Below are 26,497 nucleotides of genomic sequence, written 5' to 3'. Positions count from 1 at the left end.
CAAAATCCACCTTCAAAGATTGATCTTGTTTTTTACAGCTAGGCGTAAGTAGACTGCTCATAGTTTGTAGTGATTAAATCTGTCTATTTCTTTCCCACAACATGAGGTATTCTTTCTCACCCGTCGATTCATCCATTTGTTCATCCACTTTTCTAAAGTCATTTCTAAAGTAGAATCTTATTGCTCCTTTATTCTTACCATAAACATGCAAGCTTATTCGTTCTTTTTCTTTTTTAGCAGCTTTAATCAATTTTTGTCCGATTTTTCTATTTTGATATGTTGACTCTACAAAAATGCCAGCTAAATAAGATGCATCTACGATTCCCATAAAACCAACAATCTGACTGTTCATCTCACAATAATAAATTTCTGCTTTTGGCAATTCTTTTTTCATCAACGCTTTTTTCTCATACCAATATTTCTCATCAATAAAATCATGTGTCCTGATATTGGTCGTTAACCATATAGTTAGTAGCTGGTCCATTATCTCTTGGTCTAGTTTCTTCATTTTTTTTATCATCCCATTACTCCTGAAAGCTTATAGTTATTCTTCATACCTCTTCAAACGAACATTTAGATTCCCCGCATGGATGTCTACTGCTACCCGCGAACGTCCTTCTTCAATTTTGAGGTCTAGAAGACGAAGTTGGTCCGGAGTGATTTCAAAAGATCTCCGTAAAGACTTCTGTCGAACACTTACGACCACGAACGACAACTGTCATGTGCGAGAGTACCATCTTCGCTTTCTTTTTTAGTTAAGACTTTTTAGCATTACCAAACATGGATTCCATTCATCCCATAAGGTTGGGAACACTTCTAGCTCAACAAAACCCATCCTTCGATAGAATCCAATCGTCTGATCATAGATAGCATAATGCCCTTCGGCGACCGTTTTCACTTGTAAAAATAGGTAATGTTCTCTTGCATAGGATTCTAGTTCACCTAGTAATCGCTTACCTAATCCTCGATGATGATAGGCTTTTTTTATCCCCATACAATAGATCTCACCGGTGGCTTTACTTGTTTCTTTTAAACTGATAAACCCTATTGATTCATTTGTTTCTTGCAAGACCCACAACGGATATTTTTGGCAGTTCTCGATGTATTCTTGTGCCGAATCTGGCAAGCCAAACCATTCTGGCAAATCATTCAAGACTTCTTGGACGATTTTTTTCTTTTCTATTGCTTCTTCTACTAAATCAATATGCATTAGTCTCCTCTTTTTTCGGCAAATATCGATCAACAAGTTGGAATCGTTCAAAGACGATTTTTGTTTCTTCATTGAGCAATAGTCCATGTTCTTCATAGTAAGGTTTGAAATAATTGTAATGTCCTTTTTGCCAATACATAAGAGATAAGTCGCCTTCACCTTCTGTAGCTGCCAGTTCTTCGGTGATTTCTTTCCAAGGTAAGATTGCCACTTCGACAGTCTGGATAATGCCTATCGGTACTTTAGAGCTATTCACAACGACGGAGTAGTCACCAACTTTAGGTAATGGTTCGTTATCCATTTGGTAAAGCTCATACCCTGAGCTTGTCCCTGTTTTCTTCCCTTCCAATACCAAATCTGCTAATTCATCTGCGTGTTCTTTCGTATTTCCAAAAGCAAAAATTTCATATAATGACGCTTGTGATACACCATTTTTTAAGCAAAAGTTTTCCCAATATTTTTGTGCTTCTAGGTTCAATCTGTCACCAACTTTCTGATTGATAGTAAATCAAGTGTACCAAAAATAGGAAAACTAAGCCATTCACACTCAATTTTTACAACTCCTATAGTCAAATTTATAGTTGCTCACCAACTTCACTTCTTAAATACAAGAAATAAAAAAACTAGATTCACTTTTGTGAGAATCTAGTTTTGTTTTCAGGATGAAATGGAAAATTAGACATCCACTTTGTTACAATAAATGCAACCAAAGAAAAGGAGAAAATCCATGGAACTTTATTTCAAAGAGTTTTTATTGATCACGTAAAAATTAAACAGGCAACAGATCACTCCGCTACTACTAGGTTCATTAGGCTTGTCTTACTTAACAGATATCGACTGGCAACCAAGAGACATTGACATCCATCTTCCTGGCGATCCACGGGGTTGGGAGGCACCCGATAAAGATCTCTTGCACAATTGGCAAAGCATCATGAAAATTATGGAAACGTTGAATTACCAGCTAGTTGATTTACACGAACATGAATTTGCAAAAGATTCTTATACCATCCAGTTTGGCAGTATGGACAGTCTTCTCGGCTTTGCAGGTATTCCACTTAATGAACTCTCTCTAATCAGGATCGACGACTGTTCCTTTTACTTACCTACAGCGGAACAATATTTGAAAGTCTATCAACGTTCTGCTAAAGATAGTTACCGTGCAGAGAAAAATAATCATAAGGATCTAGCAAAGATCGAGTATTTGGAAAAGTACTTGAATAAGAATAAGTAATGAGAAATTCTGAAGCCTTCAACCAATTATCTTTTCAAAGATAATTGGTTATTTCATGTTTAAGTCTCTTTATTCACTGAGACCCTTCCATAGTAAATCCCCTACCAGACGTGCTAAATAGCAGTGGGATATTTTAAGTTGAAATAAGTGAAAGCTACTCTCTTTTTCACAAAATAACCTATCTTCTAGCCAATCATCGACATAAAATTTTGCATAATAAGAAACTCTCCTATTAACTTTTCCTAAAAGTTAATAAAAGAGTTCAGTATTTATCTATTTTTAACGAATCCCAAGCGCAATTCGTGCATAACGACTCATTTTATCGGTCGTCCAAGCGGGATACCAGACTAATTTGACTTCTGCTTTCGACACTTCTGGCACTTCTTTTAGTGCATCATGGATCGATTCAGTCAAGATATCAGCTAACGGACAGCCCATCGTTGTCAAAGTCATTTTAACAACGGTATCTCCATTTTCAGGGTCAAATTCGATTTCATAGATCAAACCTAGGTTCACGATATCGATTCCTAGTTCTGGGTCAATCACCATTTCTAACGCGGTGAGAATTCGCTCTTTGATTTCATCTACTTCTTCAGCAGACCATTTTTGTTCACTCATTCTTCGGATTCTCCTTCTCACAATTTTTGTTTATCATACCTTTTTTTAAGGGGTTTGTAAATATTCATTTGGCAAGCGAAGTCTTGACAGTAATGTTTCACCTCAAGAACTAAGGTAACAGCTACGCAAATTGTTTTTCAAATTTTTTTATAGATCCTCTTAGTTCCTAAGAAGTTACTTCTTTTTCCACCAGTTATTCGGTTCAACGGTGACAAACAAGGGGGTAGATTTGTTTGTCTATCCCTTTTTTATTTGCTTTTTGCCTTTTTAGATGCATGTTTGATTTCAGGAAGAACCCCTGTTGAACGATACATTTTTTGTTCGTTCTCATTGGCAAAGCGACCAAAAACAGAATGCGTTGGTAAAATATTGATGAACGCATCTTCGTCGATCTCATGGACGATTTGATCAAGATCATACATTTCGTAACGTGTGATGACCATCATGATCATTTTTCCTTCACGTTTTGAATAGCCACCAACTGAAGGTAAGAGAGTCATCCCCCGAACCATACGTTGCGCAATTTCAGCAGTCACTTCTTCAGGTTTCACAGTGACAATCATGGCGGTCACTTTTTGGTGACTCGTATGGATCGCATCGATGACTTGAGTCATTGCATAGATCGAGATGATTGTATACAAAGCACTTTCCCAATTAAAGAGGAAGCCAGCTGCTACGACGATAATGCCATTTAAAATCAGCATATAGTTTCCTACGGTTTTCCCTGTCGTTTGAGAAAGAACCAATGAAATGATGTCCATTCCCCCAGTCGTAAATCCCATTTTAAGAGAAATACCGACACCGACGCCAAGTAAAACACCACCGACTAATGCATTCATCAGTATATTATCTGTTACCTGTCCTGTCGGTAAAACTGTCGTCATGACTGACACACAAACAACGTTGATGAAACTAAGTACAGTTGCGCGTTTTCCGACTTTTAAAAAGCCTAGTATAAATACAGGAATATTCAATAGAAAAATAAACGTTCCAGTATCGACATCTATATGGACCCATTCAGATAATAGTGAAGCAATGATTTGGGCGATCCCGTTCATTCCGGCAGAAAAGACGTTGGCTGGAATCAAAAAATAATTCAATGCCACCGCTGCAGTCAAACCGGTCATCAAGATAACCACTATTTTCTTAAGATTTTCGTTTCTTTGATAGACAGTCATGAATCTGCTCACAAGCACCTCTCCTTTTCAAGTTTATTCCAAATGTAAGAATAACAGTTTCTTCCAGAAAATAAAATAGTGACTACTTAAATGAGAAGAATTTTAGTAAAGATGTCACAAAAAAATAAGCCTATGCTACAATAAAAGAAAACCGAATGAACGAGGAGGACATTATGGCAAAAGATGCAAGTTTTGATATCATTTCAGAAGTATCTATTGAAGAAGTAAAAAATGCAATCCAACAAACTACGAAAGAATTAACTAACCGTTTCGATTTCAAGGATTCAACGGTTGAGATCAAGTTAGAGAATACAAATAAATTAGTTGTGCTAAGTGACGATGAATTTAAAATCGAACAAATCAAAGATGTTTTGTTTGGAAAATTGAATAAACGCAATGTGCCAATCAAAAATATCCACTTTTCTGAGACGGAACACGCTTTAGGTGGGAAAGCACGCCAATCTGCTGATCTTGTCAATGGAATCGACCGCGATAATGGCAAGAAGATCACGACCGCGATCAAAAATGAAAAACTAAAAGTGAAAACACAGATCCAAGAAGACCAGATCCGAGTAACTGGTAAAAATCGCGATGATCTACAAGCTGTGATCGCACTTTTAAGAAAACTAGACTTACCGATCGAATTGCAATTTACGAACTACCGTTAGTTCATGGGTACTATTGAGATATCACTAAAAAAGGACAAGCATTTTGCTTCGTCCTTTTTTAGTGGTCTTGCCAAAACTGATGGATAGTTTGTGATAGTGCCTCAACTGTTCGAACTTCTTTTGCTTGGTGCCAATGTGGCGGGAAGAGTTTACGATAATTTGATGAAGCAAAGCGTTGATCGGCTAAAAGCACAATGCCTTGATCTTCCATATCTCTGATTACTCGCCCAGCAGCTTGCAATACTTTATTCATTCCTGGTAACTGGTAAGCATAAGCAAAACCTAGCTGTTCTTTTTCATCATAGTAAGATTTGATCAACTCTTGCTCATGATTCATTTGTGGTAAGCCCACACCAACGATCATACTACCAATCAATCGTGATCCGCGGAGATCGATTCCTTCTGAAAAAATGCCGCCAAGTACACAAAAGCCTACTAATGTTTCTTGCGGTTCGACTATAAATTCTGCTAAGAAATCTTCTCGTTCTTGTTCATTCAACTTGGTTCCTTGGATAAGTGTGCGAGTCGAAGGGTAGGTTTCTTTGAACACTTCGGCGACTTGGTCCAAATATTGATAGGAAGGAAAGAAAATCATATAATTGCCCGTCTTCCCTTGAATGAAACGTTGAATCGTTTCTACTAAACGTGGCATACTCTGCTCTCTTTTGCGATACGTCGTTTCAAGATAACTTGCTATAAGTACTTGTTGATTCTCAATTGGGAATGGACTAGGTAAGCGATACGCTAAACTCTCTTTGCCCCCTACTGTTTCTTGATAATAAGAAAGTGGTGAAAAACTCGCAGAAAACAAAAGGCTACTCCGTCCTTTGTTCAACGATTGTTCTAAAAATAAACTAGGATCGATGCAAAATTGCTTCACGATCAAATCATGGAAACTTTTCTCTACAGTTGTTTCATAGTGATCGTCATAGAATTCACTGATTTTTAAAAAATGATTCAAGTCAAAATAAAATCCTAAAATTTGCTCTTGCATCGGATGTTCAGGATATTCAGCCAACCATTCTTGAATAAATTCGCCGAGTTGAAACCCTGCGTTGATCAATGAATCTGCTGGGGCTTTTTGATGATGATAGTTCCACCCTTCTTCAAGAGCAATTTCTTGGATCTGATCAAAAGCTTTTAAAAGACGATTCCATCGACGACGTAGTTTTTTAAATTCCTTCGGGATCTCTCCATAGACTTTACGTGCTTTTCCATAAGATAACTCAGCAGAATACATTTCTCTTGAACGATTGACTAAATTGTGTGCTTCATCGATCAAGAAAAGATGATCTTCATTTTTCTCTTCATCAAAAAAACGTCTCAAGTAAACCGTTGGGTCGAAAAGATAGTTGTAATCTCCGATGATCACGTCACACCATAAGCTGACATCTAAAGAGAGTTCAAATGGACATAAAGTATGTTTCTTCGCATATTTCTCAATCACCTCACGAGTGATCTGGTTTTCGTGGTTCAATAAATCCCATAACCCCTCGTTGATTCGATTATAATAGCCATTTGCATAAGGGCATTGGTCCGGATTACACGTTGTCTCATCTAAGAAGCAAATCTTATCTTTCGCAGTCAAGGTCACACTTTTTGTCTCAGCTCCAACATCTTTTAACGCTGCTAATGCATCTTCAGCCACCTGTCTCGTAATAGTTTTCGCGGTTAGGTAAAAAATACGTTCTCCTTCATCTTCTCCAATCGCCTTTAAGGCTGGGAATAATGTAGAGATCGTTTTTCCAGTACCAGTGGGGGCTTCCGCGAACAGTTTTTGTTTTGTCCGGATCGTTTTATAGGCAGCAACTGCCAGTTCCCTTTGTCCTTTACGATACTCTTCGTATGGAAACTTTAGTGCCATCAATGAGGCATTACGTACCGTGCGCCAATTTTCCTGAAAAATCAACCACTCTTGGTAATCCTCGGTCAGTTTTTTAAAAAACACTTCCAGTTGTTCTCTCGTCTGATGTTCCACTTTCCGTGTGATCACTTCTTCTGTGGTTTGATAATAGGTTAGCTGGAGGTTGATCTCCTCTAAGTTGTTTACTTGACTATAAATATAGGCGTACACTCTTGCTTGATGAAAAAACAATTCGACTTGTTCAGGTTCTAAATCTTCAAAGCGTGGTTCCGACGTTTTAATTTCGTCGATGTGGTACACACCCTCTTTTTTGAAGATACCATCTGCTCGTCCTTCAACGATCAGTTCATAAGGATCAAGCTGTACGCTGGTTTGTAAGAACACTTCTTTTTGATACTCTTCGCCTGCTTCTTTTTGGAGCTTGCGATGGATTTTTGCACCTTCCAAGGCGGTATGATTACTTTTCTTTCGATTATCGATACTTCCGCGACGCAAGATGAACTCGACTAAGTGACGGACAGATATTTTAGATTTTTTCACCATGGTCGCCTCCTTCTTGTATTAGAGTACCGCAAAATAGACCGTTTCGCAAAAAACAAAAACACCCTGCTCGGATAAGCAGGGATATAGGATATAGAATTTGGATTTTTGGATACACTCAATGTAACAAGAGTAAATGAAAAATCAATGAAAATTTTCTATTCTTCCGTTTAAAATTTTTAAACACTTTTCATATAATCTGACAATTCAGATAACTGATGTTATAAAAGTAGACACTTTTGTTTCTGATCCATATTTGCGTTATACTTATATCGAACGATAGAAGAAAGAATTTTTAAAAGTTGGAGGTTTTCTTTTATGCATGTTTTACAATTAAAAACTGGAACAATCGAGGAAAACTGTTACCTTGTCTACAACGACGAAGCGCTTCTGATCATTGATCCAGGAGCTGACGCTGAAATGATCCAAGAACAAATCAAGAAGATCCAGCAACAACCTGTCGCTATCTTACTAACGCATACGCATTACGACCACATTGGCGCTGTCGAAGCGTTGAGAAATACCTATGAGATCCCTGTCTATGTCAGTCCAATAGAACAAGAATGGCTTGGAGATCCAATCTTGAATCTCTCAGGACTTGGTCGCCATGATGATATGGATAATATCATTGTTTCTCCTGCGGAATATGAATTTGAAATGAAACAATACCGTCTTGGGAATATGTCATTTGAAGTCGTTCCAACACCTGGTCATTCAGCCGGTAGTGTTAGCTTTATTTTCGATGACTTCGTGATATCGGGAGACGCACTCTTTAAAGGGAGTATTGGTCGCACCGATCTCTACACCGGTAATTTAGAGCAGTTACTCTATAGCATCACGACACAACTTTTTGTTCTACCAAATGAATTTGTGGTCTATCCTGGCCATGGAGAACCAACAACGATTGAACACGAGAAAAAAACAAACCCATTTTTTAACGCTTAATCAAACTTAGGAGGTCGTTCAACATGAGTGAAACAACCCTGTATATCGTCCGTCATGGTAAAACAATGTTCAATACGATTGAACGTGTGCAAGGCTGGTGTGACACACCATTGACGAAACAAGGACAAGAAGGTATCCATTTTTTAGGTAAAGGTCTAAAAGATATCGATTTTTCTTACGCCTATTCAAGCGACAGTGGTCGTGCAATCGAAACGGCACGGATCGTTTTAAGCGAACATACAAAAGGGAAAGAAATTCCTTACTTTATTGATAAACGGATTCGTGAATGGTGTTTTGGTTCGCTAGAAGGTGGCTACGACATGGAGATGTGGGGTGTCATTCCTCGTGTACTAAATTTTCAAACATACGATGAGATGTTCACCACAGATGTGACCTTTGAACAAATCGCTAATGCCATCTATGAGACGGATACTGCTGGCTGGGCGCAACCTTATGCCGAATTAAAAGAACGTGTCTGGTCAGGTTTTGAAGATATTGCCCATCAGTGTGAGAAGAACAATGGCGGCAATGTTTTAGTCGTCTCCCACGGCCTAACGATTGCTTTTCTTCTTAGCTTGATCGATCCTTCTCAACCAGTTCGTGCTGGATTGTTAAATGGTAGTGTCACAAAAGTAACCTATAAAAATGGTCGTTTTTCAATTGAAAGTGTCAACGATACCAGTTATATCGAACAAGGAAAACAACAGACAAGAGAATCATTTATGTGATGAGTCATTGAATAAGTACATTGAAGTCTTTTGATTTCAGTGTACTTTTTTTGAAGTCCTTTATTTTTGTATTAATCTCAAAGAAACAATTTGGCTTTGGAAACAAAGAACGGTATACTAAATGTTGTATTTTAATTGGGAAGGAAGGAATTTATGTTTTTTGCAAATATCATAAAAGCAGCGATTCTAGGAATCATTGAAGGAATCACAGAGTGGCTGCCAATCAGTAGTACAGGACATTTGATCTTAGCAGATGAATTCATCAAGCTTGATGCAAGTTCACAATTCATGTCGATGTTCAATGTCGTGATCCAATTAGGAGCGATTTTAGCCGTCGTTGTTTTGTATTTCCACAAGTTGAATCCTTTTGCACCAAGCAAATCCTCGATCGAGAAAAAAGATACGTGGGTTTTATGGTCAAAAGTACTTGTTGCTTGTGTGCCAGCAGCTATTATTGGTTTATTATTGGACGATTGGTTAGATGCCCATTTTTATAAATTTTTACCAGTAGCGATCGCCTTGATCGTTTACGGTATCGGTTTTATCATTGTTGAAAAGCGAAACAAAAATAAAACACCTCGTTGGTCAAACCTGAATGATTTGACTTTCCAAGCAGCGATTCTGATTGGGGCTTTCCAAGTCTTGGCTTTGATACCAGGGACTTCACGCTCCGGCGCTACGATCCTTGGAGCAATCCTGATTGGTGCTTCCCGCTTCGTTGCCACTGAGTTCTCATTTTTCCTTGGCATTCCCGTGATGTTTGGTGCCAGTGGATTAAAGATCGTGAAATACCTTGCTGATGGTAACACCTTCCAAATGGAAGAAACAGTTATTCTTTTAGTGGGTACTGTGGTTTCATTCATCGTTTCGATTTTTGCGATCAAGTTCTTGATCAACTACTTGAAACGTAATGACTTTACTGTTTTTGGCTGGTATCGTATCATTCTAGGGATCATCTTGATCGGTTACTGGTTCATCGCCATGTAATTTGATATGCTCATCGCAAACTAGCTAAATGATTGGTAAGCGCAACAACAAAATAAAATAGTAGTAAGCTCAGACATCGTTGAGCTTACTACTATTTTTTATATACTTTTTTGAGCTAAAATGAATGATCCTCATACAATAGCTTTTCGATTTTTTTATCCTTCACTAATAATATCTGATCGAAATTCTTTCGCAAGAAATAGCGATCATGAGTAACTGCTAAAATGGTACCGGTAAATGTAAACAATAATTCTTCGATTTCTTCTCTTACATAGATATCCAAGTGATTGGTTGGTTCATCTAAGATCAATACATTGAATTTCTTTTGGAATAGTTTCAAGAGGCACAGCCTTACTTGTTCTCCGCCAGAAAGATCTTTGATCCTTTTAGCGACATCCCCACTAAAGAATCCAAATTTCGCTAATACTTGTCGTGCTTTCTGTTCATCAGGTATCAGGTATTTAGCATAATTCAATATCCGTTGTTCTGGTTGATCAAACGTTAAGCGTTGAGGTAAATAGCCAATTGACAAACTTGCGCCAGTTTTAATGGCCCCTTCATCTACTCCTATTTCCCCCATCACTACTTTTAATAGCGTTGATTTCCCAGAACCATTCTTACCTAATATGGCGATCCGCTCACCACGATAGACCTTAAACGAACTATCTGAAAACAAACATTTTTTACCTACTGTTTTCTTTATATTTTTGGCAACTAACACTTCTTTCCCCGACAGATCTTCTTGACTGATTGTAGTTAGTTTTTCGCGGGGGACCTTAGGCGCATTGATCAGTGTCATTTTTTCTAATCGGCGCTCGATTTCTTTTGCTTTTTTGAAGAATGCTTCATTGTCCCCTTCATTTCCCCATTGACGATAGCGTCGTATCATTCCTTTCAATCGTTTGATTTCTTTTTGCTGAAGTTCATGATTTTTTTGAAGTTCCTGTATCCGTTGTTTTTTCAACGTCATGTAACGACTATAATTTCCCGAATATTCGATTATCTGACCGTCCTCGATCTCCATGATTTTTCTGACTACATTGTCAAGAAACGCACGATCATGGGAAATCACGAGGAACGCACAATTTGTCAATTTCAGATATTCTTCTAACCATTGTACAGAGTCGAGATCAAGATGATTGGTTGGCTCATCTAATAGAAGGACATCATTTTCTTGTAATAGTACTTTGGCTAATTCTACTCGAATACGTTCGCCTCCGCTTAATTGATCAAGCGGTATTTCAATTTGTTCTGCAAGATCTAATCCTTTCAAAACACTCGTGATCCGATCTTCTAATCCATATCCGCCCATCGTCTCAAATCGTTGCTGCAAGTCGCCATATACTTTCATGATATGGTCCAGATCTTCTGTTGCGATACACATTTTTTCTTCATAGTAAGTGAGTTGTGTTTGCAATTCTTGGATGTCTTTGAAGCTTTGATACACATAGTCAAAAGTAACGATTGAGCCATTTTCCATTTTCTGTGGAATATAACCAATCGACAGCCCTTTTTTTCTACTAACTGTCCCTTCATCAACACCTTCAGACCCGATCAACATTTGAAGAAGAGTTGTTTTCCCAGTTCCATTTTGTCCGATCAATCCGATTTTGTCTTGTTTATTGAGTGTGCAATTCAAATTTGCAAAAAGAGGTACGCCACTATAATTTTTACTGATCTTATTCGCTTGAATATACATTTTCTCGCTCCTTAAGACCAATCAAAAAAGCCATGAAAAAATTCATGACCTGTTGTTATTTCATTTATCTGGTACTTAGCTAAAAATGGAATAAACATATTGAATGGTCATTTATTTTTGATTGAATTTTCTACTTTTAAGCACACTGATGCCTTGGATAGAAAATACAAAAATAATTGCATGACTAAAGCTAATATGATATCTAGAATAATTATCTGCTTCTGTTATTTTAGTCAAGCTGCCCATTAAATATGTCCCTCCTTTTCACTATATTTATATCAATTGTACCAAATCACTCATAAAAGCTCAAATGAGAATAAAAGAAATAAACATCTAGACTGAACATTGCTACATTTCTACATGTATTGTCTCTACTGATCGATTTCGACCAAAAAGACTCAGACCTAAGACTGAATTCTAAGTAATTCATTTTATTTACTTTACCTGTCGTAGTAATTGTTTTATAATTATTACGACAGATGTAGTAATTATGAAGGAGGCGATCGAGTGATATCAAGTGATGCAATTCGTGGGTATAATGATGCCATCATCTTATCGATTCTTTCCAAAGAAGATTCCTACGGGTACGAAATCTCTAAACAGATTCGCGAGGGAACTGATTCAATGTATATCATCAAGGAAACAACCTTATATTCCGCGTTTACACGCCTTGAAAAACAAGGGCTAATCCTTTCTTATCCTGGCGAAGTCACCCATGGCAAGAAACGAACGTATTATCGAATCAGTAGTGCTGGGAAGAAATTATTAGAAGAAAAAAAAGACGAGTGGCAGCAAACAAAAATCGTTGTTGACCGTTTTCTACAAGGAGGAGAAACATGAAAACCATTAAGGATTATCTAGATAGTTTATTTTTAAATGTACCGAATACACCTGAAACAAAAAAAGCCAAAGAAGACCTATTGGCAATCATGGAAGATCAGTATCATGGCTTATTAGAAGAAGGAAAATCAGAGCATGAAGCCATTGGTGCAGTCATCAGTGAATTTGGCTCTATTGATGAGATCCTCCAAGAATTGGAACTTTCTCGGTCCTCTTTTGACGAAGAAGTCTGGGAAAACGAGATTGAACTCGATGAAGTGATTTCATTTTGGAACCAAGTTCGTCGTTTCTCCCTTTTTCTTTCAACAGGAATTGCTAGTTGTATCTTAGCTGTAGGAATGCTCGTATTTTTTGCTAATGGTATTAGCGAGATCATCGGTTTTCTAGCATTGTTTCTTCTGGTCGCTTTAGGCGTTGGTTTGATTATTACTACAAGTTTGAGCTATTCAGCTAGTAAGAAGAAACTAAATGATCGTCCCTATTCACAGCAAGTAAAAATCGAAGCAAGACAACAAACAGAAGCCTATGCGAAAAGTTTTCGAGTAGGACTAGTTTTCGGTATCATTTTATGTATCCTTTCGGTCACACCTATCTTGACGAATAGAGCTTTTGGCTTACCGATTGGATTCGCTTTATTACTTTTCTTTGCTTTCGTGGCACTCGGCGTCTTCTTTATCGTCTATGTCAGCATCATCTACACTTGGTTTTCAAAAGTGGCAGAAGGAACGTTCTTTATCTCAGATGAAGATGAGCCTGGACCGCGAGCGTCTCAACATATGTATGGCGACTCAGCGGAAATGATTCGTTTATTTGAACGTTTATACTGGCCGGGCATCTTCATCGTTTACATGGTTTGGTCCTTTATGACCCGAAGCTGGGCTTACTCTTGGCTCATCTTTGTATTAGGCGGTGTATTGGAAGACTATTTCCTTGAAAGATTGAAACGTAAATAACTTCTCAAGCGCGGTCGGGGCCGAAGTGTTTAGCATCAAGAACTAAGGCGCAATCCACGAAAATTGTTTTTCAGATTTTTATGGATTGCGCCTTAGTTTTCGAAGAGGTTACTTTTGCTCCCGCCGTTTATGCGTTTTTTATGTGGTGCAAGAGATCGAATGTCCCAGAGACTTTTAAATTTTCTAACTAAAAGCTTTTGTTATGTCTTTGACCACGTTCGCTGCCTTATCGACCCATTCTCCTTTTGCCGCATCAGTTAATCGATCGGTATACTGTTTTGTCCTATCTTTTAATTCTTGGTTTGTGAGATCTCGCGTGACTTGGATCGTCTTCTTTTTTGTATCTGAACTGGCACGGCTATGACTAGCAATAAACCAAGTAATCAATGCTTTTTCTAGTCCCCTTATTTGCTCATCAAACATTGCTACCTTTCCCTTCCATTTATTGATTTTTATGATTTAATTTAGCTAACTGATAGTTTTGCTGATTTTCTGCTAATTCGTCTTCAATCCTATGTAATGCTTTACGTACAAGATATTGCCCTTCTTCGCTTGCCTCATTGATCAAGCGATACGCGATACGAGGATCGATAGTTCCTCCGTCTAAAAATATTCGTTGAGTCAGCGGGATTTTTTCTCCTAATTGATCTAAGTAGCGTGTAAATGAACGTTTTTCTACTTCAAGATCCGCTATTTTATTCTCTAATTCATCTTTCTTGTGCCAATAATCTTCTTCGATTTTTTTCATTTCTTTCGACTCATTATTAGCCATCACTAAAATGTTCCTTTCTTGAATTGGCTCGCTAATTCACTATCCCATTGTATTTGCTGATCAATCGTCTGATTGATTTGATAGATCAGATCTTCGTAACTTGATTTGATCGAGCGAAGTTGATTCAACGCCGCTTCATAGTCAGTGACTGGTTCGATTAGTACGTGTTGTCGAGTCACCCCTCCTCGCTCTAACGCTTCTATTTGTTCCATCTCTGTAAGATTGCTTCCATATGAACGCGCATTAGCGATTGTATCTTGCCACAATTGATTCGCCTGATCGATGCCTGTTTGATAGACCGTCATCAGTTCAGTGATTTTTTCATCAATCGCTGTCTTCATTCCTGAAACAATGCTTTTCGCTTGAATTGCATCCAGATAAACTTCTTTAGCTGCCGACATTCCCCTGTTTGTCCGCTCCATTCACTTTTAATACTAGCAATTGATCTTTTTTTCAATCGTCTTTGATACTCTGCTAATACAGTGCCACTGCCATTCGTTGTCAATAAAGCACCATCTTCCTCAAATTGGTAACCTCCCCACATATGTTGATCGATCGTGCGCCTCAAGCCTAGCCGTTCAGATAGTGGATAAACGATCTGCCCAACTGCCTTTTTGCCTCCCCCATATCCAATCGCAACTAAGTCTTTTGAGTCAATGTAATTCAAAAGACGATACTCTTCGGTCAAATAATCCGCTTGCCGTTTTTGCTCAGGCGTTAATACCTCATAGATATTCGGTCCCTGATACACATAGCCATAAACACGATCCGCATCACTTGAAGAAATACTCGCTAACGCATATTGCGCATTCATTGACCCTAAAGAATGACCATAGACATTAAATTCAGCATTTGGATAAGCTTCCAATGTTTGTTGTAGTGTTGTCGCAGAAGATTGAAGCTGAGGCATCGCTGCTGCCCCACCACCATTGATCACCTGAAAAGCTGTAAAAATATTATTGTACTGCCAATCTAATTTGGTATCTAATGAAGAATCAAACGACGAACCACGATATAAAACTATGACTTCTTTTACGCTTTCCCTTTCGCTAAGAGGTGCTGATAAGGGAACATATTTGTCGGTAATGATAAAGGATTGTTCGCCGGTGATTTTGCTGTTGATGTGGGAGACGTAACCGATATTTAATTTATTACTATTAATTGAAAAAGGACTGTCCAAATCTAATTTTTCGTATTGCTTTTTTGCTATTTCAACTTTATCCTTTTCAGTATTCTTCACTGTCATCCATCCTTTCCTTTAATAATTTATCAAGTGCACTAGACCAACCTCCACTACCATTTTCCAGTTCGCCTAATTTCCCGTCTATCATATAGCGGTTTAAGATATTGAAAGTAAGTAGCTCATCATTATCATTGATAATCAGTTGTACACTAATTCCACCCATTGGATTTCTTTTTATACTTTCATAATCGATTTTATAACTTTGTATGACACCTTCCGCTGTTAGCGCCTTTGGTTCTATGTTTTTTAACCCTGTTTCAAAAATGATTTTTGCTTCTTCACTATTCACAACTCGAATCATTTCTTCTTCTAACTTCAAATGGTCCATATACATCGTTCCTCCAATCCATAATAGGCATATGCCAGTGATGATCAGTACGATTTGGCGCTTCTTGATCGGTTTTCGCTTCATAAATGACCTCCTTTTTTATTATGTCTATCATAATTTTGTTGTAAGCAGTACGTCACAGCTTTTATGTATGTTTCATTGATCAATCAGTGTATGGAATGACATGCCACATGATCTTCTTCTCTTTTTCCCATCTCCTCTTATTTAATTACGCCATTTCAACTGACTCTCACAAACATTCACCCTTTCTTTTTTATATATTTTTGATCTGTTACTTTTTCACATCAAGTATACATGATAAATCAGATAGTCTATTCTTCACCTCATAAAAACATGTTTTGACATCATCAACGTAGGTATTTTTCTCATTTTGCCTTTTCGTCTAATTCTTCGCACTCTTTTGTTCGTTCTATGTTCGATCAAATATTTTGCTAATGACTCTTTTGCATCGTATTAAAAAAATGGTATGATGAATAATTAGAAAGTGAGGTTTTTTGATGGAAAGTTGGTTATTTCTTGGGTTGATCATGCTGGTTGCCGTCCTTGCTAAAAATCAAAGTCTGATGTTAGCGACTGGTTTTATTTTACTTGTTAAGTTTATTCCTGCATCAAAAGATTTTTTGACATGGCTCCAAGGGAAAGGAATCAATATTGGCGTGACGATCATTACTGCGGCGATTTTAGTGCCTATTGCTACAGGTGATATTGGTTTAAAAGATCTGCTTGATGCGTTCAAATCACCTATGGGTTGGGTAGCGATCTTCTGTGGTGGCTTAGTTGCTGTATTGTCGTCTAAAGGCGTTGGCTTGATTGCGACAGATCCACAAATCACTGTGGCTTTAGTTTTTGGAACGATCTTAGGCGTTGTCTTTTTAAAAGGGATCGCAGCGGGCCCTGTGATTGCTTCTGGAATCGCCTATTGCATTCTCCAATTGTTTTCTTTTAATAAATAATGATGCATCTAGTGGTTGAGAAAAGGATAATTTTTTTGTTCGTGGTATACTAGTTTTGAGGTGATCGCATATGCAAAAACTAAAATATTTCTTTGGGACTGTTGGATGGTTTTTATTGGCTGTTCTATTGATTATTGGATTGACTTACTTACTATTTCCTGATTTGATCCAAAACGTTTTTGATGCCAATTTTTAATATACGTAACTATTTTTTCAAAACTCTATAAAAAAGTCGGAAAACTTGAAAGATCTTGGGATTATTCAAGTTCTTTCGGCTTTTTTTTGGCTTGGTGCTTCTTTTTTGTTATACTAGGTGTGAGTGCAACTCTTTTATGCAGGAAATTTTAAAAGAAGTGCGAAATGTTTGATTTAGAAGAAAGGAAGACGCTCGTGGAAACTTTTGAAGGTCTTTTGATTGATACGTATGTTTTACAAGAACAACCAATGATGTTGACTGGTTTGAATCTCCAACTTGAAGATCGGGTAATCAATTGTCTAATTAAAGATCGCTACTTGGCAAAATATGTTTTACGTTTACCTTTAAACAAATATGTATTGGAAGTTAGCGGGAAATGGAATCGCCGAAATCAATTAGTCATCAAACGAATGATGATCAAAAACATCGATGAATACATCAAAATCATTGGAACACCCGAATAGCTTATTTCCATGCATTCCAATTAGTTATAAAATAACTAATCTATGTTAACGTTATGATTCATTGATTTGAAGCAATCGTATCCCTTTTCAAAAAAAACTTTGCAAACGGTTGACTTTGTTATATACTATTTCAGTACCAAACATCCCATTCAATTATTTATTTACCAAGATAAATTAAACCACGTTTGGTTAAGCGCTCGTTGTCTCCCACAACAGCGCTTTTTCTTTTGTTTTCTTGTTTTTCTGCCACTCAGAAATCCACGCTCTCTGATATTTCTTACGTGTTAAGGAAAAAAACTTGTCATGTTGATATTGCAATGCGCGCTCGCATTAGGTATAATAATGAATGTTGAATTATGCGGTAACACGCGTAAGAACTTTACTTATCGGAGGTGAAACAAATGCCAAACATTGAATCTGCAATCAAACGTGTTCGCACAAGCGAAAACGCGAATGTAAAAAATTCATCTCAAACTAGTGCTATGCGTACTGCAATCAAAAAATTTGAGGATGCTGTAGCTTCAGGTGCTGACAACGTAGATGCGTTATATAAAGACGCTGTTAAAGCGATCGATATGGCTGAAACTAAAGGTCTTATCCACAAAAACAAAGCAAACCGCGACAAATCTCGTTTAAGCAAAAAAATCGCTAAATAAGGAAATCGGCCACGGCCGGTTTTTTTATTTGCTTTTTCTATACACAAATACGCACAGTTTGGCTGACCCTTCTGATGATCAACCGAACTGTGTGTATTTGTGTGGCTATTGTTTTACTTATTTTTTAATCTTTCAGCTGCTTGAAACACAAATAATTGAAAACTCAATTTCTTTTCGATCTGTCCACTTTTTACTTGATAGTCCATCTCGACTAATTGGTCGAACAATTGGACTAATGTTCGTTCATCAAACTTCCTAACTTCTTGCATCGCCAATTTTACCCGATAGGGATGGATTTTCAAAGTTTCCGCAATGTTGGCTTGTTGATACCCGATTTTGACTAAAAATTTCGTTTGGAGATACAATCGTAGTTGGGAGAGTAGGATCGCATTGATCTTGATAATCTCTTCCCCTTGTGTGACTAAATCTTCAAATAATCGCAGGGTATGTTCCGTATCTCCAGAAAGCATATATTGTGTCATGTCAAAGATATTATGTTCCAATGTCTTAGGCACTAATTCTTCGATTTCTTTCGCAGAGATTGCTGATTGATTCTGTCCATATAACATCAATTTATCTAATTCTGCCATCATTTTTGATAAGTCTAAATCAGTCAATCGTAAAAAAAGGTCAATTGCTTTACGATCTAGAGTAAGCGGTGTATTTTCTAATGTATTCAATAAATACTGTCGCACTTCTTTTTCATTCAATTGCTGAACATTGATCGATATCGCTGTTTTCTTCAATTGTTTCGTGACTTTTTTTCGTTCATCTAATTTTTCATAAGGCGCAAAAAAGACAAGTACGGTTGATTCAAGCGGTTCTTTTAAATAGTCTACTAAAAGATCTGTGTTTTGTTCGATACTGTTGCTGTTTTTTTCACCCGTCAAAAAATAAGGGTTTTCGACAAAAACCACCCGCTGATCACCGAAAAACGGTAAGGTTTCTGCTTCAGCGATTACGTCATCGATCGTTGCTTGAGTCATATCAAATCGCAGAAAATTAAGGTCATCTTCTCCTGATATTTGTATTTTCTTGAGGATTTCTGTACGCACTTGGTCTTGTAAAAACTTCTCCGTTCCTAAAACGAGATAACAAGGTGCGAGCTTTTCTTTACGAATTTTTTGTAGTTCAACTTGGATACTCACATCTCTCACCACTTTCCAATTTATCCTATCACGAGAAAACAAAAATTGCTAGTCTATCATTTTCTGAAGTCGGCCATTTTTTGTCCAAATAGGATGCCAATAAAAAGTGATCGCCCCATTTTTGTCTGTCCGATAAACTGTACTCTCTAAGCTTTCCAACGTTTCAAGAACTTCAGGATGTGGATGGCCATAGCGATTGTCAAGCCCGTTAGATAAAATCCCCACCTTCGGTTGTAAAGCAGCCAAAAACATAGGATGACTCGAACTACGACTCCCATGATGTCCTAATTTCACGATCTCCGCCCTTAATGTTGGGTAAGCATCCAACAGGTCGAGTTCCCCTTCTTGATCCAAATCCCCCAGTAATAAAAAGCGCTGCTTCTTATATGCGAACCAGAGAACCACTGAATCTTCATTTTTTCCTTGCCCTTCTTTACTTGGCATCAAAACGTACAAGTCAAAGCAAGCAGATATTCGATCTCCTTGCCTGACTTCTATGATCTTGGTTCCTAACTGACTCATTTTTATCAATCGTTTGCGAAACTTTGGATCTGTGGCAGCTCCCCAACCAATGTATATTTCTTCGATGATGAAATGTGACGAGAGTGTTTCCAATTCCCCGATATGATCAGCGTCATTATGTGTGAGAAATAGTTTTGTGATCGTGGCGATCCCTTGTCCTTTTAAATATGGAACGATATTACTTTCTGCATAAGGACGAGTAATACGTTGCTGCCACGCTTCTGTTTCAACATTTAATCTGCCCCCAGTATCGATTAAAATCACTTCTTGTTTCATCGGACTTTTTAGTAGGATACTGTCACCTTGTCCGACATCGATAAAGGTGAACGTAGTCGAGGCATCAAGGAATGGTATCAAGAAATAACTGAGGAGGAGTGATAATGAATAAATGATTTTTTTCCATGGCGGAATCGTGACGCTCTCAAACAAAAGTAAGAGGACGACAATACTCAATAAAACGAAATAAAAAGCGGGTTGCCCGATCGTCAGTGTGGAGAAATCAAAACAAGAGAGGAAGTCTTCAAAGAGAATCAAACACGATTCGAGGATTTCTAATAAGGACTGCGGAAGGATGTTGCCTGCTACAAAGAGAATGATCCCCCCTGGAAGAAGGACGTATTGGAATAATGGAATACCAAGTGTCGTGAATAAGCCACTTAAAAACGACCACTCATAGAAATACCAAGCACTTAAAGGTAATTGGATTGCACTTGTTTGGAATAAATAGAATAAACGATTGTTCCAACCTTTTGATGAGTAAGAAAATGTCATAAACAATAAACTCATCCATATACTTAATTGCGCGTCCATTTGAAGCAGGATCAATGGATCGAACAATAAAAGCAACCATAGATTCAAAGAAAAGCAATCAAGCGTAGATAGTTTGATTGCTGCCAATTTAAGTATAAGCTTCAAAATAAATAAGCTCCCTGCTCTAACCACAGAAAATGAGCCTCCAGCTAATAGGATATACCCCCCTGTAAGCAATGTCAGTGGAAGAATCGTAATCGACAAAAGACAACCACTTCGTCGAAAAAGATAATACAAAAATCCTAAATAATAGTAGACATGCATCCCTGAAACTGCGAATAGATGCAGTAATCCAGTGGCTTTAAAAATTGATTCGGATTCGCGAAAAGAAGCATCACGATAACCGTAAAGTAACGCGTTGATATACATTCCTATTTTTTTAGGATAGCGTTTTTTCACATAATTGATTGCTTTTCCACGGAGGTCACGAAATAAAGTCACCCCTCCCCTTGTTGAAGGCAGGACTTGAAAATCATTTCCATGGAACTGACCACTAGTTCGTGATCCCTTCAGATAATTGACCGCATCAAATGCATAACGATTACGCAACGATTCAGGTGTCTGATAACTGCCAGTTACTCGAAGTTCGATCGGATACCCGCGAAAGTCTTCCCATTGGTGTGCTTCTGCTTTGGTTTTGGCTTGATAACTTAGCTGGACTTTTTGTTTCGTGGGGATTCTTTGCGCCTCGACAGTCAACCAGTCGCCATTCCGTTGAATTGTATCGGTCATCAATAGAAACTCTTCAGTTGTTCTTGTGTGATCAATCGAGGGAACCTCTGAATGAAGACAAGCAAACCAGACTGACAAACTGCAAAAACAACAAAGATAGATCACCGCTTGCTTGTGTTTGAATAGAACCAGAAGAAAAAGACCAGCAACGATCAAGCGAGACAGATCATGCTCCTTATAGTAAACGAAACATAAAATAACTGAAGACATTGCTGGTAAAATCAAGTAATTACGAACTTGTTCGCCAAATTGTTTAATCAAGTTCTCCCGTTGACTCTTGTTGAAGTTTAGCAAAATATTTCATATCTAAATTGACTTGATGGACGGATGCACCTAATTGAGTAATCAATGACTGTGCATAAGGGTCATTACGATAATCATGCAAGTAGTGGATTTTCCTGATTCCAGCTTGAAGCAATGCTTTCGTACATGCCAAACATGGAAAATGAGTGACATAGATCTCTGCTCCTTCTGTAGGAACTCCGAGTTTTGCACATTGGAGTAACGCATTCATTTCTGCATGGATCGTTCGTAAACAGTGACCATTCACGACATAGCAACCTTCGTCGATACAATGAACATCCCCACTCACTGCGCCGTTATACCCCCCGCAATGATTCGTTTTTCTCTAACTAATGTGGCACCTACTTCTAATCGTGTACATGTACTTCTTAATGATAATAATACGGCTTGTGCCATAAAATACTGATCCCAAGGAATTCGTTCATTGCTCATAATTTGTCACCTCATTGGTTTATTCTATTGTAATTGTAACGAAGTTTTTCAGTTTTTCAACTGTCTTTTCGCCAAATCCCGATATTTCTTTCAAACTTTCAATTGTTTGGAAGGAACCGTTGGCTTCGCGATAATTGATGATCTCTTGTGCTTTCATTGCTCCGATTCCTGGAAGCTCCTGCAATTCAGCAAGACTGGCAGTATTAAGATTGACTTTCTTCTCCTCTGGTTGTTCTTTTGCCTTTACTTCCTCTATGAACTGAGGCATCTCTTCGCCAACTTGGGGAATATAAAGCACTTGTTGGTCCGAAACTTTTGCAGCGAAATTGATTTGTTTTTCATCAGCGTGTGCAGTCAATCCTCCTGCTTTTTCAATGATATCAAACACACGTTCCTCGTCGGTAAATGCGTATATTCCTGGTCGATGGACATTGCCTTTCACGTCTACATACATGATTGGGTCGTTTGTCGTTGTTCCAGTTGTCGCAGTCTTTTGGTAACTATCCGAGCTTGTCGCGGTTACCAACGGTACGTTACTAGATTCATTGATCTTAGTTGGACTGATCTGACGGTATACGCCCACTCCTACTATCATACTAACTGATACACTGCATATAAAAAATAGAATGAAGCGTTTTGGCGAATCAAAGATTTCTTGAACTATTTTCTTCATTAGTATTCTTTGCTATTTCATTTTCCTTTCTAAAAAATAGTGAAAAAACATCTGCACTGCGATGTTCCTTCACTATTAGATACGCCTCAAATGATGATTTCTTTTATTTTTTATATCCAAGGTTTATCTAGTTGGTTCTATCCTTGGTTTTGGCTTCAAACTTGGAGAAGGCGGAGCTGGTGGTCGATTTTCCCCTGACTTACTCATTGCTGCTTGTTTGGTCATGACAAATGAACGTTTGTCCGAAGCATTATGACTATTAAAAACCATACGGTCGGACTTCCCAGATCCGTTCTCTATTTCCCAGATCCGTTTTTTCACCGATTGCACAGCGCCTTCTCCAGATAAATTTTTTGACGAAATAAGTCCTTGATTGATCGCAGATTTTACTTCTCGAAGTTTCGAATCACGTCGTTCAAACTCATCTTTCAATAAATTTTTTTTCCCATTATTTTCTTGCAACTCTGAAATTGGTGATAACCGTCTTGGTTGTTTGATTTCTTGCTCATGGTGACCAGTAAAGGCTACCTCGCCATGAACGGAAGGATTTCTATGGTGTCCAGTTATAGGTTTTTCGATTCGTTTCTCTTTATTATGAGAAACTTCAATATTTAATGAAACCTTCTCCCCATTGTCCTCTCGTCGGATTACTGCGTAAATGACGGAGTCATCTTTTCTATTGATAGTTATCTTGCGCGACTTCTTGCTTTCTCTACCTTCCTCTAGGAAAGAAAGGGTACTGTAGTGTAATTCTTCTTCTGTTTCAGGTTGACGCCATTTTTTTTGCTCCGAAGGTTGTGCTCGAAACTGTTCCCTTAGTTCCAACCCGCGAGTCGTAGGGATAGATTTCGCTCTTGAAGCTAAGTACTTGATTTCATCAACGATTTCTTTTGGATCCATCCATACATCTTTATCAACAATCGATTGTATATATTCTGATTTAAAATATTTACTGTTCAAATCCTTTAGTGTATTCTCATATTTTTCAGGCTCTTTATTCTTACGCCTAAGAATAAAATTGAAAACTCTATTCGCTTTGCTCAACTTTTTCTGTCGAAATTCTGCAAGTAAGCGTCTGGTCCACAACACACCGTTTCGATGTTTTGGCAGTTGATCTTTCGTTTCTTCCAGTTGTTTGTCAAAATCAATTAATACACGTTTAAAATCTGCTGTTTTTCGCAAGTGTCCAAAATTTTTTTTATACCTTTTATCTGAGTAATGTTCTCCAATATCGAATGATGATTGGCGATTGCTTGGTTGTTCCATGTTTTCCTTGCCCCTTTCTAACTCTTTTTTTATTATGGTAGCAAACTTACTTAAAATTACCTACAAAATAACAAAACGTTTTTTTGTAATTATTGAAAAAAAAGAAAAAGAGGGGACATTAGCCCTTTCGTACCACCTAAACCGAATAAACGGCGGGAACAGATAGAACCTCTTCGAAAAATAATGCGCCACTCACAAAAATTTAAAAAACAATTTTCGTGGATGGCGCATTATTTGTTGAGGCTAAACATGTCTTGACCTCGCTTTAAAATATGAGTACAAAACATACAAATCGATAAATCGTTTATTTCATGTTCTCAAGATACTCTAAGGCATCTTGCACTGTTTTGACCGGAACGATCTTCATCGATGTATTGAGTTTTTTAGCCGCAGCTTTGGCTTCTTCATAGTTCGTTTTGATATCTGGATTTTCTTTTTTCACTTCCTCAGAAATCGTATCATCTGGCGCAAAAAAGATATCCATTCCTGCTTCGTCTGCACTTGCCACTTTTTTATCGATTCCACCGATTCGTCCCACTTCACCTGCACTATTGATTGTCCCTGTACCGGCTATTTTTTTCCCTTTACGGATGTTTTGATGGGTCAACTGTTCATAGATCTCCAAAGTAAACATCAAGCCTGCTGAAGGGCCACCGATTGAACCAGAATTGATTGCCACTTCTGTGTCTGTGGCGATTTCTGTATGGTCGGTCAACGTGATCCCGATTCCTGGTTTTTTATCTGTCGATAACTCGATCAGTTTACCTGAAACTTCTTCTTCTTTGCCATTGTGGATGAAGGTGATTGTGACAACCTGTCCTACTTCCTGTCCTTTCACGTACTCCATAAATTCTTCCGCACTCTTGAAACTCATCCCATCTACTTTCGTGACTGTATCGCCAACAGATAGTTTCTTGTAAAAACTCGAATTTTTTTCGACGCCCATGACATAGACACCTTTGAATTCCATCGTATACGGAATATTCGCTAGTTTCAAGGCTTGCTCAATGGCGGCATTTTGTGAGGATTCCATATAATATTTTTGCATCTGATTATATTCTTCATTTGTCGCTCCACCAGTCAACTCTTCTTCACTGATAACATCTTTGAAATCTGACAGCAGTGCGGAGACGACACCAAATCCTGTTGCTCTTCTGATTCCTACCGAAGTGAGAGAGAAAGAGCCCGATTCTTTATCTTCTTGATCATTGACTGTGATCATATCTTTAAGATCAATCGTGGCACCTGGAGCCTCCACGTAATAGGGTAAAGGAACAATGACAAAGCCTGCTAATAACGTACCTAAAAGGATTACAGATAATGTTTTCCACCATTTCTTATTCTGCATCACTTTCACGCTTTCTAGCTAATGCTTCGTTGATCACAGTAGGTAAATAGGTGCTCACGTCCCCACCAAAATAAAGAACCTCTTTAAGCATACTTGAGCTGATATGGCTATACTCTGGTTTTGCCATAAAAAGCACCGTCTCCAATTCATGACTCAAATGATGATTCATTTGCGCAATGTCACGTTCATATTCAAAATCTTTGAAGCTGCGAACACCTCGAACCAGCGCTTGAACACCTAATTCTTTTGCCGTCGTCACTGTCAACTGTGTCTCTTGGTGGATCACTCGGACATTTTCTAAGTGTGCGACTGCTTGTGTGATCAATTCCAAGCGTTCCTCAGCCGTGAACAATGTTTTTTTTGATGTATTGATAAAGATACCGATGATCACTTCATCAAACAACTTCGCAGCTCGTTCGATCGTGTCTAAATGTCCCATAGTCAATGGGTCGAAACTCCCTGGAAATAAAGCTCTTCTCATTTATATTTCCTCTTTTCTATAAATGGTCACCGCAGAGATGCCATAGGTCTGCTCTTTGATTTGTTGAAAATTTCCTATTGTCTCAGGAAGCTTCACTGACTTATCTGTTTCGCATACGATCAAGGCAGCATCCTGAAAAAGAGCCAATTCTTCCATACGTTCAATTTGATCGACGATTTTTTGTTTAGCATAAGGTGGATCTAAAAATAGAATATCAATCTTTTGATCTTCTTTCGCCAGTGACTCAATCGCTTTATCAGCATCTAATTTCATTGTATTGAATTTGTTCGGTTCTTTTGTGATTTCAATATTTTCTTTGATTATTTTTAGTGCTTGATAGTTTTTCTCCACGCAGATTGCGTAGCTACAGCCTCTGGAAACTGCTTCGATCGCTAGACCCCCGCTTCCTGAGTAAAGATCCAAAACGACCTCTCCATTAAAATAAGGACCGATCATGTTGAATATCGACTCTTTGACTTTATCAGACGTCGGTCGAGTATTTGGCCCTGCTAAACTTTTTAAACGGCGACCGCCGTAATCTCCTGAAATTACTCGCATCTACTCACTCCTTGAAACATACTGTTATTAGTATACCAAAAAAATAGACTTGATTCCGACTAAAATCGTCAATTATCAAGTCTATTTTTTCTTAATTTAACTTTTTATAACTATTCAAAATCTTTTTATC

At 38.0% G+C, this 26,497-nt stretch carries 30 protein-coding genes and 1 pseudogene; 11 read left to right on the top strand and 20 right to left on the bottom strand.

The genetic code is table 11. From position 1 onward, the window contains the following. Positions 1 to 73 precede the first annotated feature (73 nt). From CYK55_RS06070 to CYK55_RS06060, 3 genes are all read right to left on the bottom strand, one after another. The gene (locus tag CYK55_RS06070) at positions 74 to 520 is read right to left on the bottom strand and encodes a GNAT family N-acetyltransferase (protein ID WP_034689295.1); all 447 of its coding nucleotides are present in this window, start codon (positions 518 to 520) and stop codon (positions 74 to 76) included. A gap of 231 nt (positions 521 to 751) precedes the next feature. Next, positions 752 to 1,210, bottom strand: a complete 459-nt coding sequence (locus tag CYK55_RS06065) for a GNAT family N-acetyltransferase (RefSeq protein ID WP_034689297.1) — start codon at positions 1,208 to 1,210, stop codon at positions 752 to 754. Further along, the gene (locus CYK55_RS06060) at positions 1,200 to 1,688 is read right to left on the bottom strand and encodes an ASCH domain-containing protein (protein WP_034689298.1); all 489 of its coding nucleotides are present in this window, start codon (positions 1,686 to 1,688) and stop codon (positions 1,200 to 1,202) included. The genes CYK55_RS06065 and CYK55_RS06060 overlap by 11 nt, the downstream gene beginning before the upstream one ends. 306 nt (positions 1,689 to 1,994) lie before the next feature. On the opposite strand from CYK55_RS06060, the gene CYK55_RS06055 reads away from it, so the two are divergent. Further along, positions 1,995 to 2,441, top strand: a complete 447-nt coding sequence (locus CYK55_RS06055; protein WP_235186347.1) for a phosphoribosylanthranilate isomerase — start codon at positions 1,995 to 1,997, stop codon at positions 2,439 to 2,441. A 279-nt stretch (positions 2,442 to 2,720) separates the two neighbouring features. Here the strand turns inward: CYK55_RS06055 and CYK55_RS06050 are convergent, their stop codons facing one another. After that, positions 2,721 to 3,059 (bottom strand): metal-sulfur cluster assembly factor, encoded by a 339-nt coding sequence (locus CYK55_RS06050; RefSeq protein WP_019723739.1) that lies wholly within the window; start codon positions 3,057 to 3,059, stop codon positions 2,721 to 2,723. A 248-nt stretch (positions 3,060 to 3,307) separates the two neighbouring features. Then, entirely contained in the window at positions 3,308 to 4,237 is a 930-nt protein-coding gene (locus tag CYK55_RS06045) for a YitT family protein (RefSeq protein ID WP_080693166.1), read from the bottom strand. 173 nt (positions 4,238 to 4,410) lie between these two features. Between CYK55_RS06045 and CYK55_RS06040 the strand changes: the two genes are divergently transcribed. Beyond that, positions 4,411 to 4,905 carry a YajQ family cyclic di-GMP-binding protein gene (locus tag CYK55_RS06040; protein WP_034689308.1) on the top strand — a complete coding sequence of 165 codons (495 nt, stop codon included), beginning with the start codon at positions 4,411 to 4,413 and terminating at the stop codon, positions 4,903 to 4,905. 58 nt (positions 4,906 to 4,963) lie between these two features. Here the strand turns inward: CYK55_RS06040 and CYK55_RS06035 are convergent, their stop codons facing one another. After that, entirely contained in the window at positions 4,964 to 7,312 is a 2,349-nt protein-coding gene (locus tag CYK55_RS06035) for an ATP-dependent DNA helicase (protein ID WP_126134051.1), read from the bottom strand. Positions 7,313 to 7,627: 315 nt separating this feature from the next. Here CYK55_RS06035 and CYK55_RS06030 point away from each other — a divergent pair, with 315 nt between their 5' ends. From CYK55_RS06030 to CYK55_RS06020, 3 genes are all read left to right on the top strand, one after another. After that, positions 7,628 to 8,254: an MBL fold metallo-hydrolase gene (locus CYK55_RS06030; protein WP_034689310.1), complete on the top strand. Its 627-nt coding sequence runs from the start codon at positions 7,628 to 7,630 to the stop codon at positions 8,252 to 8,254. Positions 8,255 to 8,277: 23 nt separating this feature from the next. Continuing rightward, a complete protein-coding gene (locus CYK55_RS06025; RefSeq protein ID WP_010735634.1) occupies positions 8,278 to 8,982 on the top strand; it encodes a histidine phosphatase family protein in 705 nt (234 codons plus the stop codon). Positions 8,983 to 9,135: 153 nt separating this feature from the next. Beyond that, the gene (locus CYK55_RS06020) at positions 9,136 to 9,969 is read left to right on the top strand and encodes an undecaprenyl-diphosphate phosphatase (protein WP_034689311.1); all 834 of its coding nucleotides are present in this window, start codon (positions 9,136 to 9,138) and stop codon (positions 9,967 to 9,969) included. A 115-nt stretch (positions 9,970 to 10,084) separates the two neighbouring features. On the opposite strand, the gene abc-f is transcribed toward CYK55_RS06020, so the two are convergent. Continuing rightward, positions 10,085 to 11,668, bottom strand: a complete 1,584-nt coding sequence (abc-f, locus tag CYK55_RS06015) for a ribosomal protection-like ABC-F family protein (protein WP_034689312.1) — start codon at positions 11,666 to 11,668, stop codon at positions 10,085 to 10,087. Positions 11,669 to 12,175: 507 nt separating this feature from the next. Between abc-f and CYK55_RS06010 the strand changes: the two genes are divergently transcribed. Together CYK55_RS06010 and CYK55_RS06005 are read left to right on the top strand one after the other, a co-directional pair. After that, positions 12,176 to 12,508: a PadR family transcriptional regulator gene (locus CYK55_RS06010; protein ID WP_019723123.1), complete on the top strand. Its 333-nt coding sequence runs from the start codon at positions 12,176 to 12,178 to the stop codon at positions 12,506 to 12,508. Further along, positions 12,505 to 13,461 (top strand): permease prefix domain 1-containing protein, encoded by a 957-nt coding sequence (locus CYK55_RS06005; protein WP_034689313.1) that lies wholly within the window; start codon positions 12,505 to 12,507, stop codon positions 13,459 to 13,461. The genes CYK55_RS06010 and CYK55_RS06005 overlap by 4 nt, the downstream gene beginning before the upstream one ends. 183 nt (positions 13,462 to 13,644) lie before the next feature. On the opposite strand, the gene CYK55_RS06000 is transcribed toward CYK55_RS06005, so the two are convergent. The 5 genes from CYK55_RS06000 to CYK55_RS05980 are packed head-to-tail and all read right to left on the bottom strand — an operon-like array spanning position 13,645 to position 15,888. Next, positions 13,645 to 13,884, bottom strand: coding sequence for a hypothetical protein (locus CYK55_RS06000; protein WP_034689314.1), 240 nt, complete (start codon positions 13,882 to 13,884; stop codon positions 13,645 to 13,647). Between the two features lie 19 nt (positions 13,885 to 13,903). Further along, entirely contained in the window at positions 13,904 to 14,233 is a 330-nt protein-coding gene (locus CYK55_RS05995) for a hypothetical protein (protein WP_034689315.1), read from the bottom strand. A gap of 2 nt (positions 14,234 to 14,235) precedes the next feature. After that, positions 14,236 to 14,574 (bottom strand): hypothetical protein, encoded by a 339-nt coding sequence (locus CYK55_RS05990; protein WP_126134050.1) that lies wholly within the window; start codon positions 14,572 to 14,574, stop codon positions 14,236 to 14,238. After that, positions 14,571 to 15,479 carry a hypothetical protein gene (locus CYK55_RS05985; RefSeq protein WP_126134049.1) on the bottom strand — a complete coding sequence of 303 codons (909 nt, stop codon included), beginning with the start codon at positions 15,477 to 15,479 and terminating at the stop codon, positions 14,571 to 14,573. The genes CYK55_RS05990 and CYK55_RS05985 overlap by 4 nt, the downstream gene beginning before the upstream one ends. Continuing rightward, the gene (locus CYK55_RS05980) at positions 15,460 to 15,888 is read right to left on the bottom strand and encodes a DUF1310 family protein (protein WP_200868969.1); all 429 of its coding nucleotides are present in this window, start codon (positions 15,886 to 15,888) and stop codon (positions 15,460 to 15,462) included. The genes CYK55_RS05985 and CYK55_RS05980 overlap by 20 nt, the downstream gene beginning before the upstream one ends. Positions 15,889 to 16,322: 434 nt before the next feature. Between CYK55_RS05980 and CYK55_RS05975 the strand changes: the two genes are divergently transcribed. The 4 genes from CYK55_RS05975 (at position 16,323) to rpsT (ending at position 18,094) form a co-directional block, all read left to right on the top strand. Next, a complete protein-coding gene (locus tag CYK55_RS05975) occupies positions 16,323 to 16,778 on the top strand; it encodes a DUF441 domain-containing protein (protein ID WP_010735644.1) in 456 nt (151 codons plus the stop codon). Between the two features lie 70 nt (positions 16,779 to 16,848). After that, positions 16,849 to 16,974, top strand: a complete 126-nt coding sequence (locus CYK55_RS13940) for a hypothetical protein (RefSeq protein WP_010735645.1) — start codon at positions 16,849 to 16,851, stop codon at positions 16,972 to 16,974. A 194-nt stretch (positions 16,975 to 17,168) separates the two neighbouring features. Further along, complete coding sequence (locus CYK55_RS05970; RefSeq protein WP_010735646.1) at positions 17,169 to 17,438, top strand: hypothetical protein; 270 nt, start codon at positions 17,169 to 17,171, stop codon at positions 17,436 to 17,438. A 401-nt stretch (positions 17,439 to 17,839) separates the two neighbouring features. Then, positions 17,840 to 18,094: a 30S ribosomal protein S20 gene (rpsT, locus tag CYK55_RS05965; protein WP_010735647.1), complete on the top strand. Its 255-nt coding sequence runs from the start codon at positions 17,840 to 17,842 to the stop codon at positions 18,092 to 18,094. A gap of 113 nt (positions 18,095 to 18,207) precedes the next feature. On the opposite strand, the gene holA is transcribed toward rpsT, so the two are convergent. From holA to rsmD, 8 genes and pseudogenes are all read right to left on the bottom strand, one after another. Beyond that, complete coding sequence (gene holA / locus CYK55_RS05960; RefSeq protein ID WP_034689317.1) at positions 18,208 to 19,254, bottom strand: DNA polymerase III subunit delta; 1,047 nt, start codon at positions 19,252 to 19,254, stop codon at positions 18,208 to 18,210. A gap of 36 nt (positions 19,255 to 19,290) precedes the next feature. Further along, on the bottom strand, positions 19,291 to 21,567 hold the full coding sequence (locus CYK55_RS05955) for a DNA internalization-related competence protein ComEC/Rec2 (protein WP_034689318.1): 2,277 nt from the start codon (positions 21,565 to 21,567) through the stop codon (positions 19,291 to 19,293). Continuing rightward, positions 21,560 to 22,041 (bottom strand): annotated as a pseudogene (locus CYK55_RS05950) (ComE operon protein 2). Before CYK55_RS05950 ends, CYK55_RS05955 begins: the two are co-directional and overlap by 8 nt. 19 nt (positions 22,042 to 22,060) lie before the next feature. Continuing rightward, the gene (locus tag CYK55_RS05945; protein WP_126134048.1) at positions 22,061 to 22,714 is read right to left on the bottom strand and encodes a helix-hairpin-helix domain-containing protein; all 654 of its coding nucleotides are present in this window, start codon (positions 22,712 to 22,714) and stop codon (positions 22,061 to 22,063) included. 123 nt (positions 22,715 to 22,837) lie between these two features. Beyond that, positions 22,838 to 23,980, bottom strand: coding sequence for a hypothetical protein (locus CYK55_RS05940; protein ID WP_241234801.1), 1,143 nt, complete (start codon positions 23,978 to 23,980; stop codon positions 22,838 to 22,840). A 304-nt stretch (positions 23,981 to 24,284) separates the two neighbouring features. Then, a complete protein-coding gene (locus tag CYK55_RS05935) occupies positions 24,285 to 25,328 on the bottom strand; it encodes a SepM family pheromone-processing serine protease (RefSeq protein WP_034689321.1) in 1,044 nt (347 codons plus the stop codon). Continuing rightward, entirely contained in the window at positions 25,318 to 25,809 is a 492-nt protein-coding gene (gene coaD / locus CYK55_RS05930; protein WP_071867116.1) for a pantetheine-phosphate adenylyltransferase, read from the bottom strand. Before coaD ends, CYK55_RS05935 begins: the two co-directional genes overlap by 11 nt. Next, complete coding sequence (gene rsmD, locus CYK55_RS05925) at positions 25,810 to 26,367, bottom strand: 16S rRNA (guanine(966)-N(2))-methyltransferase RsmD (RefSeq protein ID WP_034689323.1); 558 nt, start codon at positions 26,365 to 26,367, stop codon at positions 25,810 to 25,812. It lies immediately after the preceding gene. Positions 26,368 to 26,497: the final 130 nt, after the last annotated feature.

Origin of the sequence: Enterococcus mundtii (genome assembly GCF_003957375.1) — a bacterium.
GTDB classification, from domain to species: domain Bacteria; phylum Bacillota; class Bacilli; order Lactobacillales; family Enterococcaceae; genus Enterococcus_B; species Enterococcus_B spodopteracolus.
The sequence above is the reverse complement of the archived record's forward strand: the minus strand, read 5'-3'. Positions and strand labels throughout refer to the sequence as shown.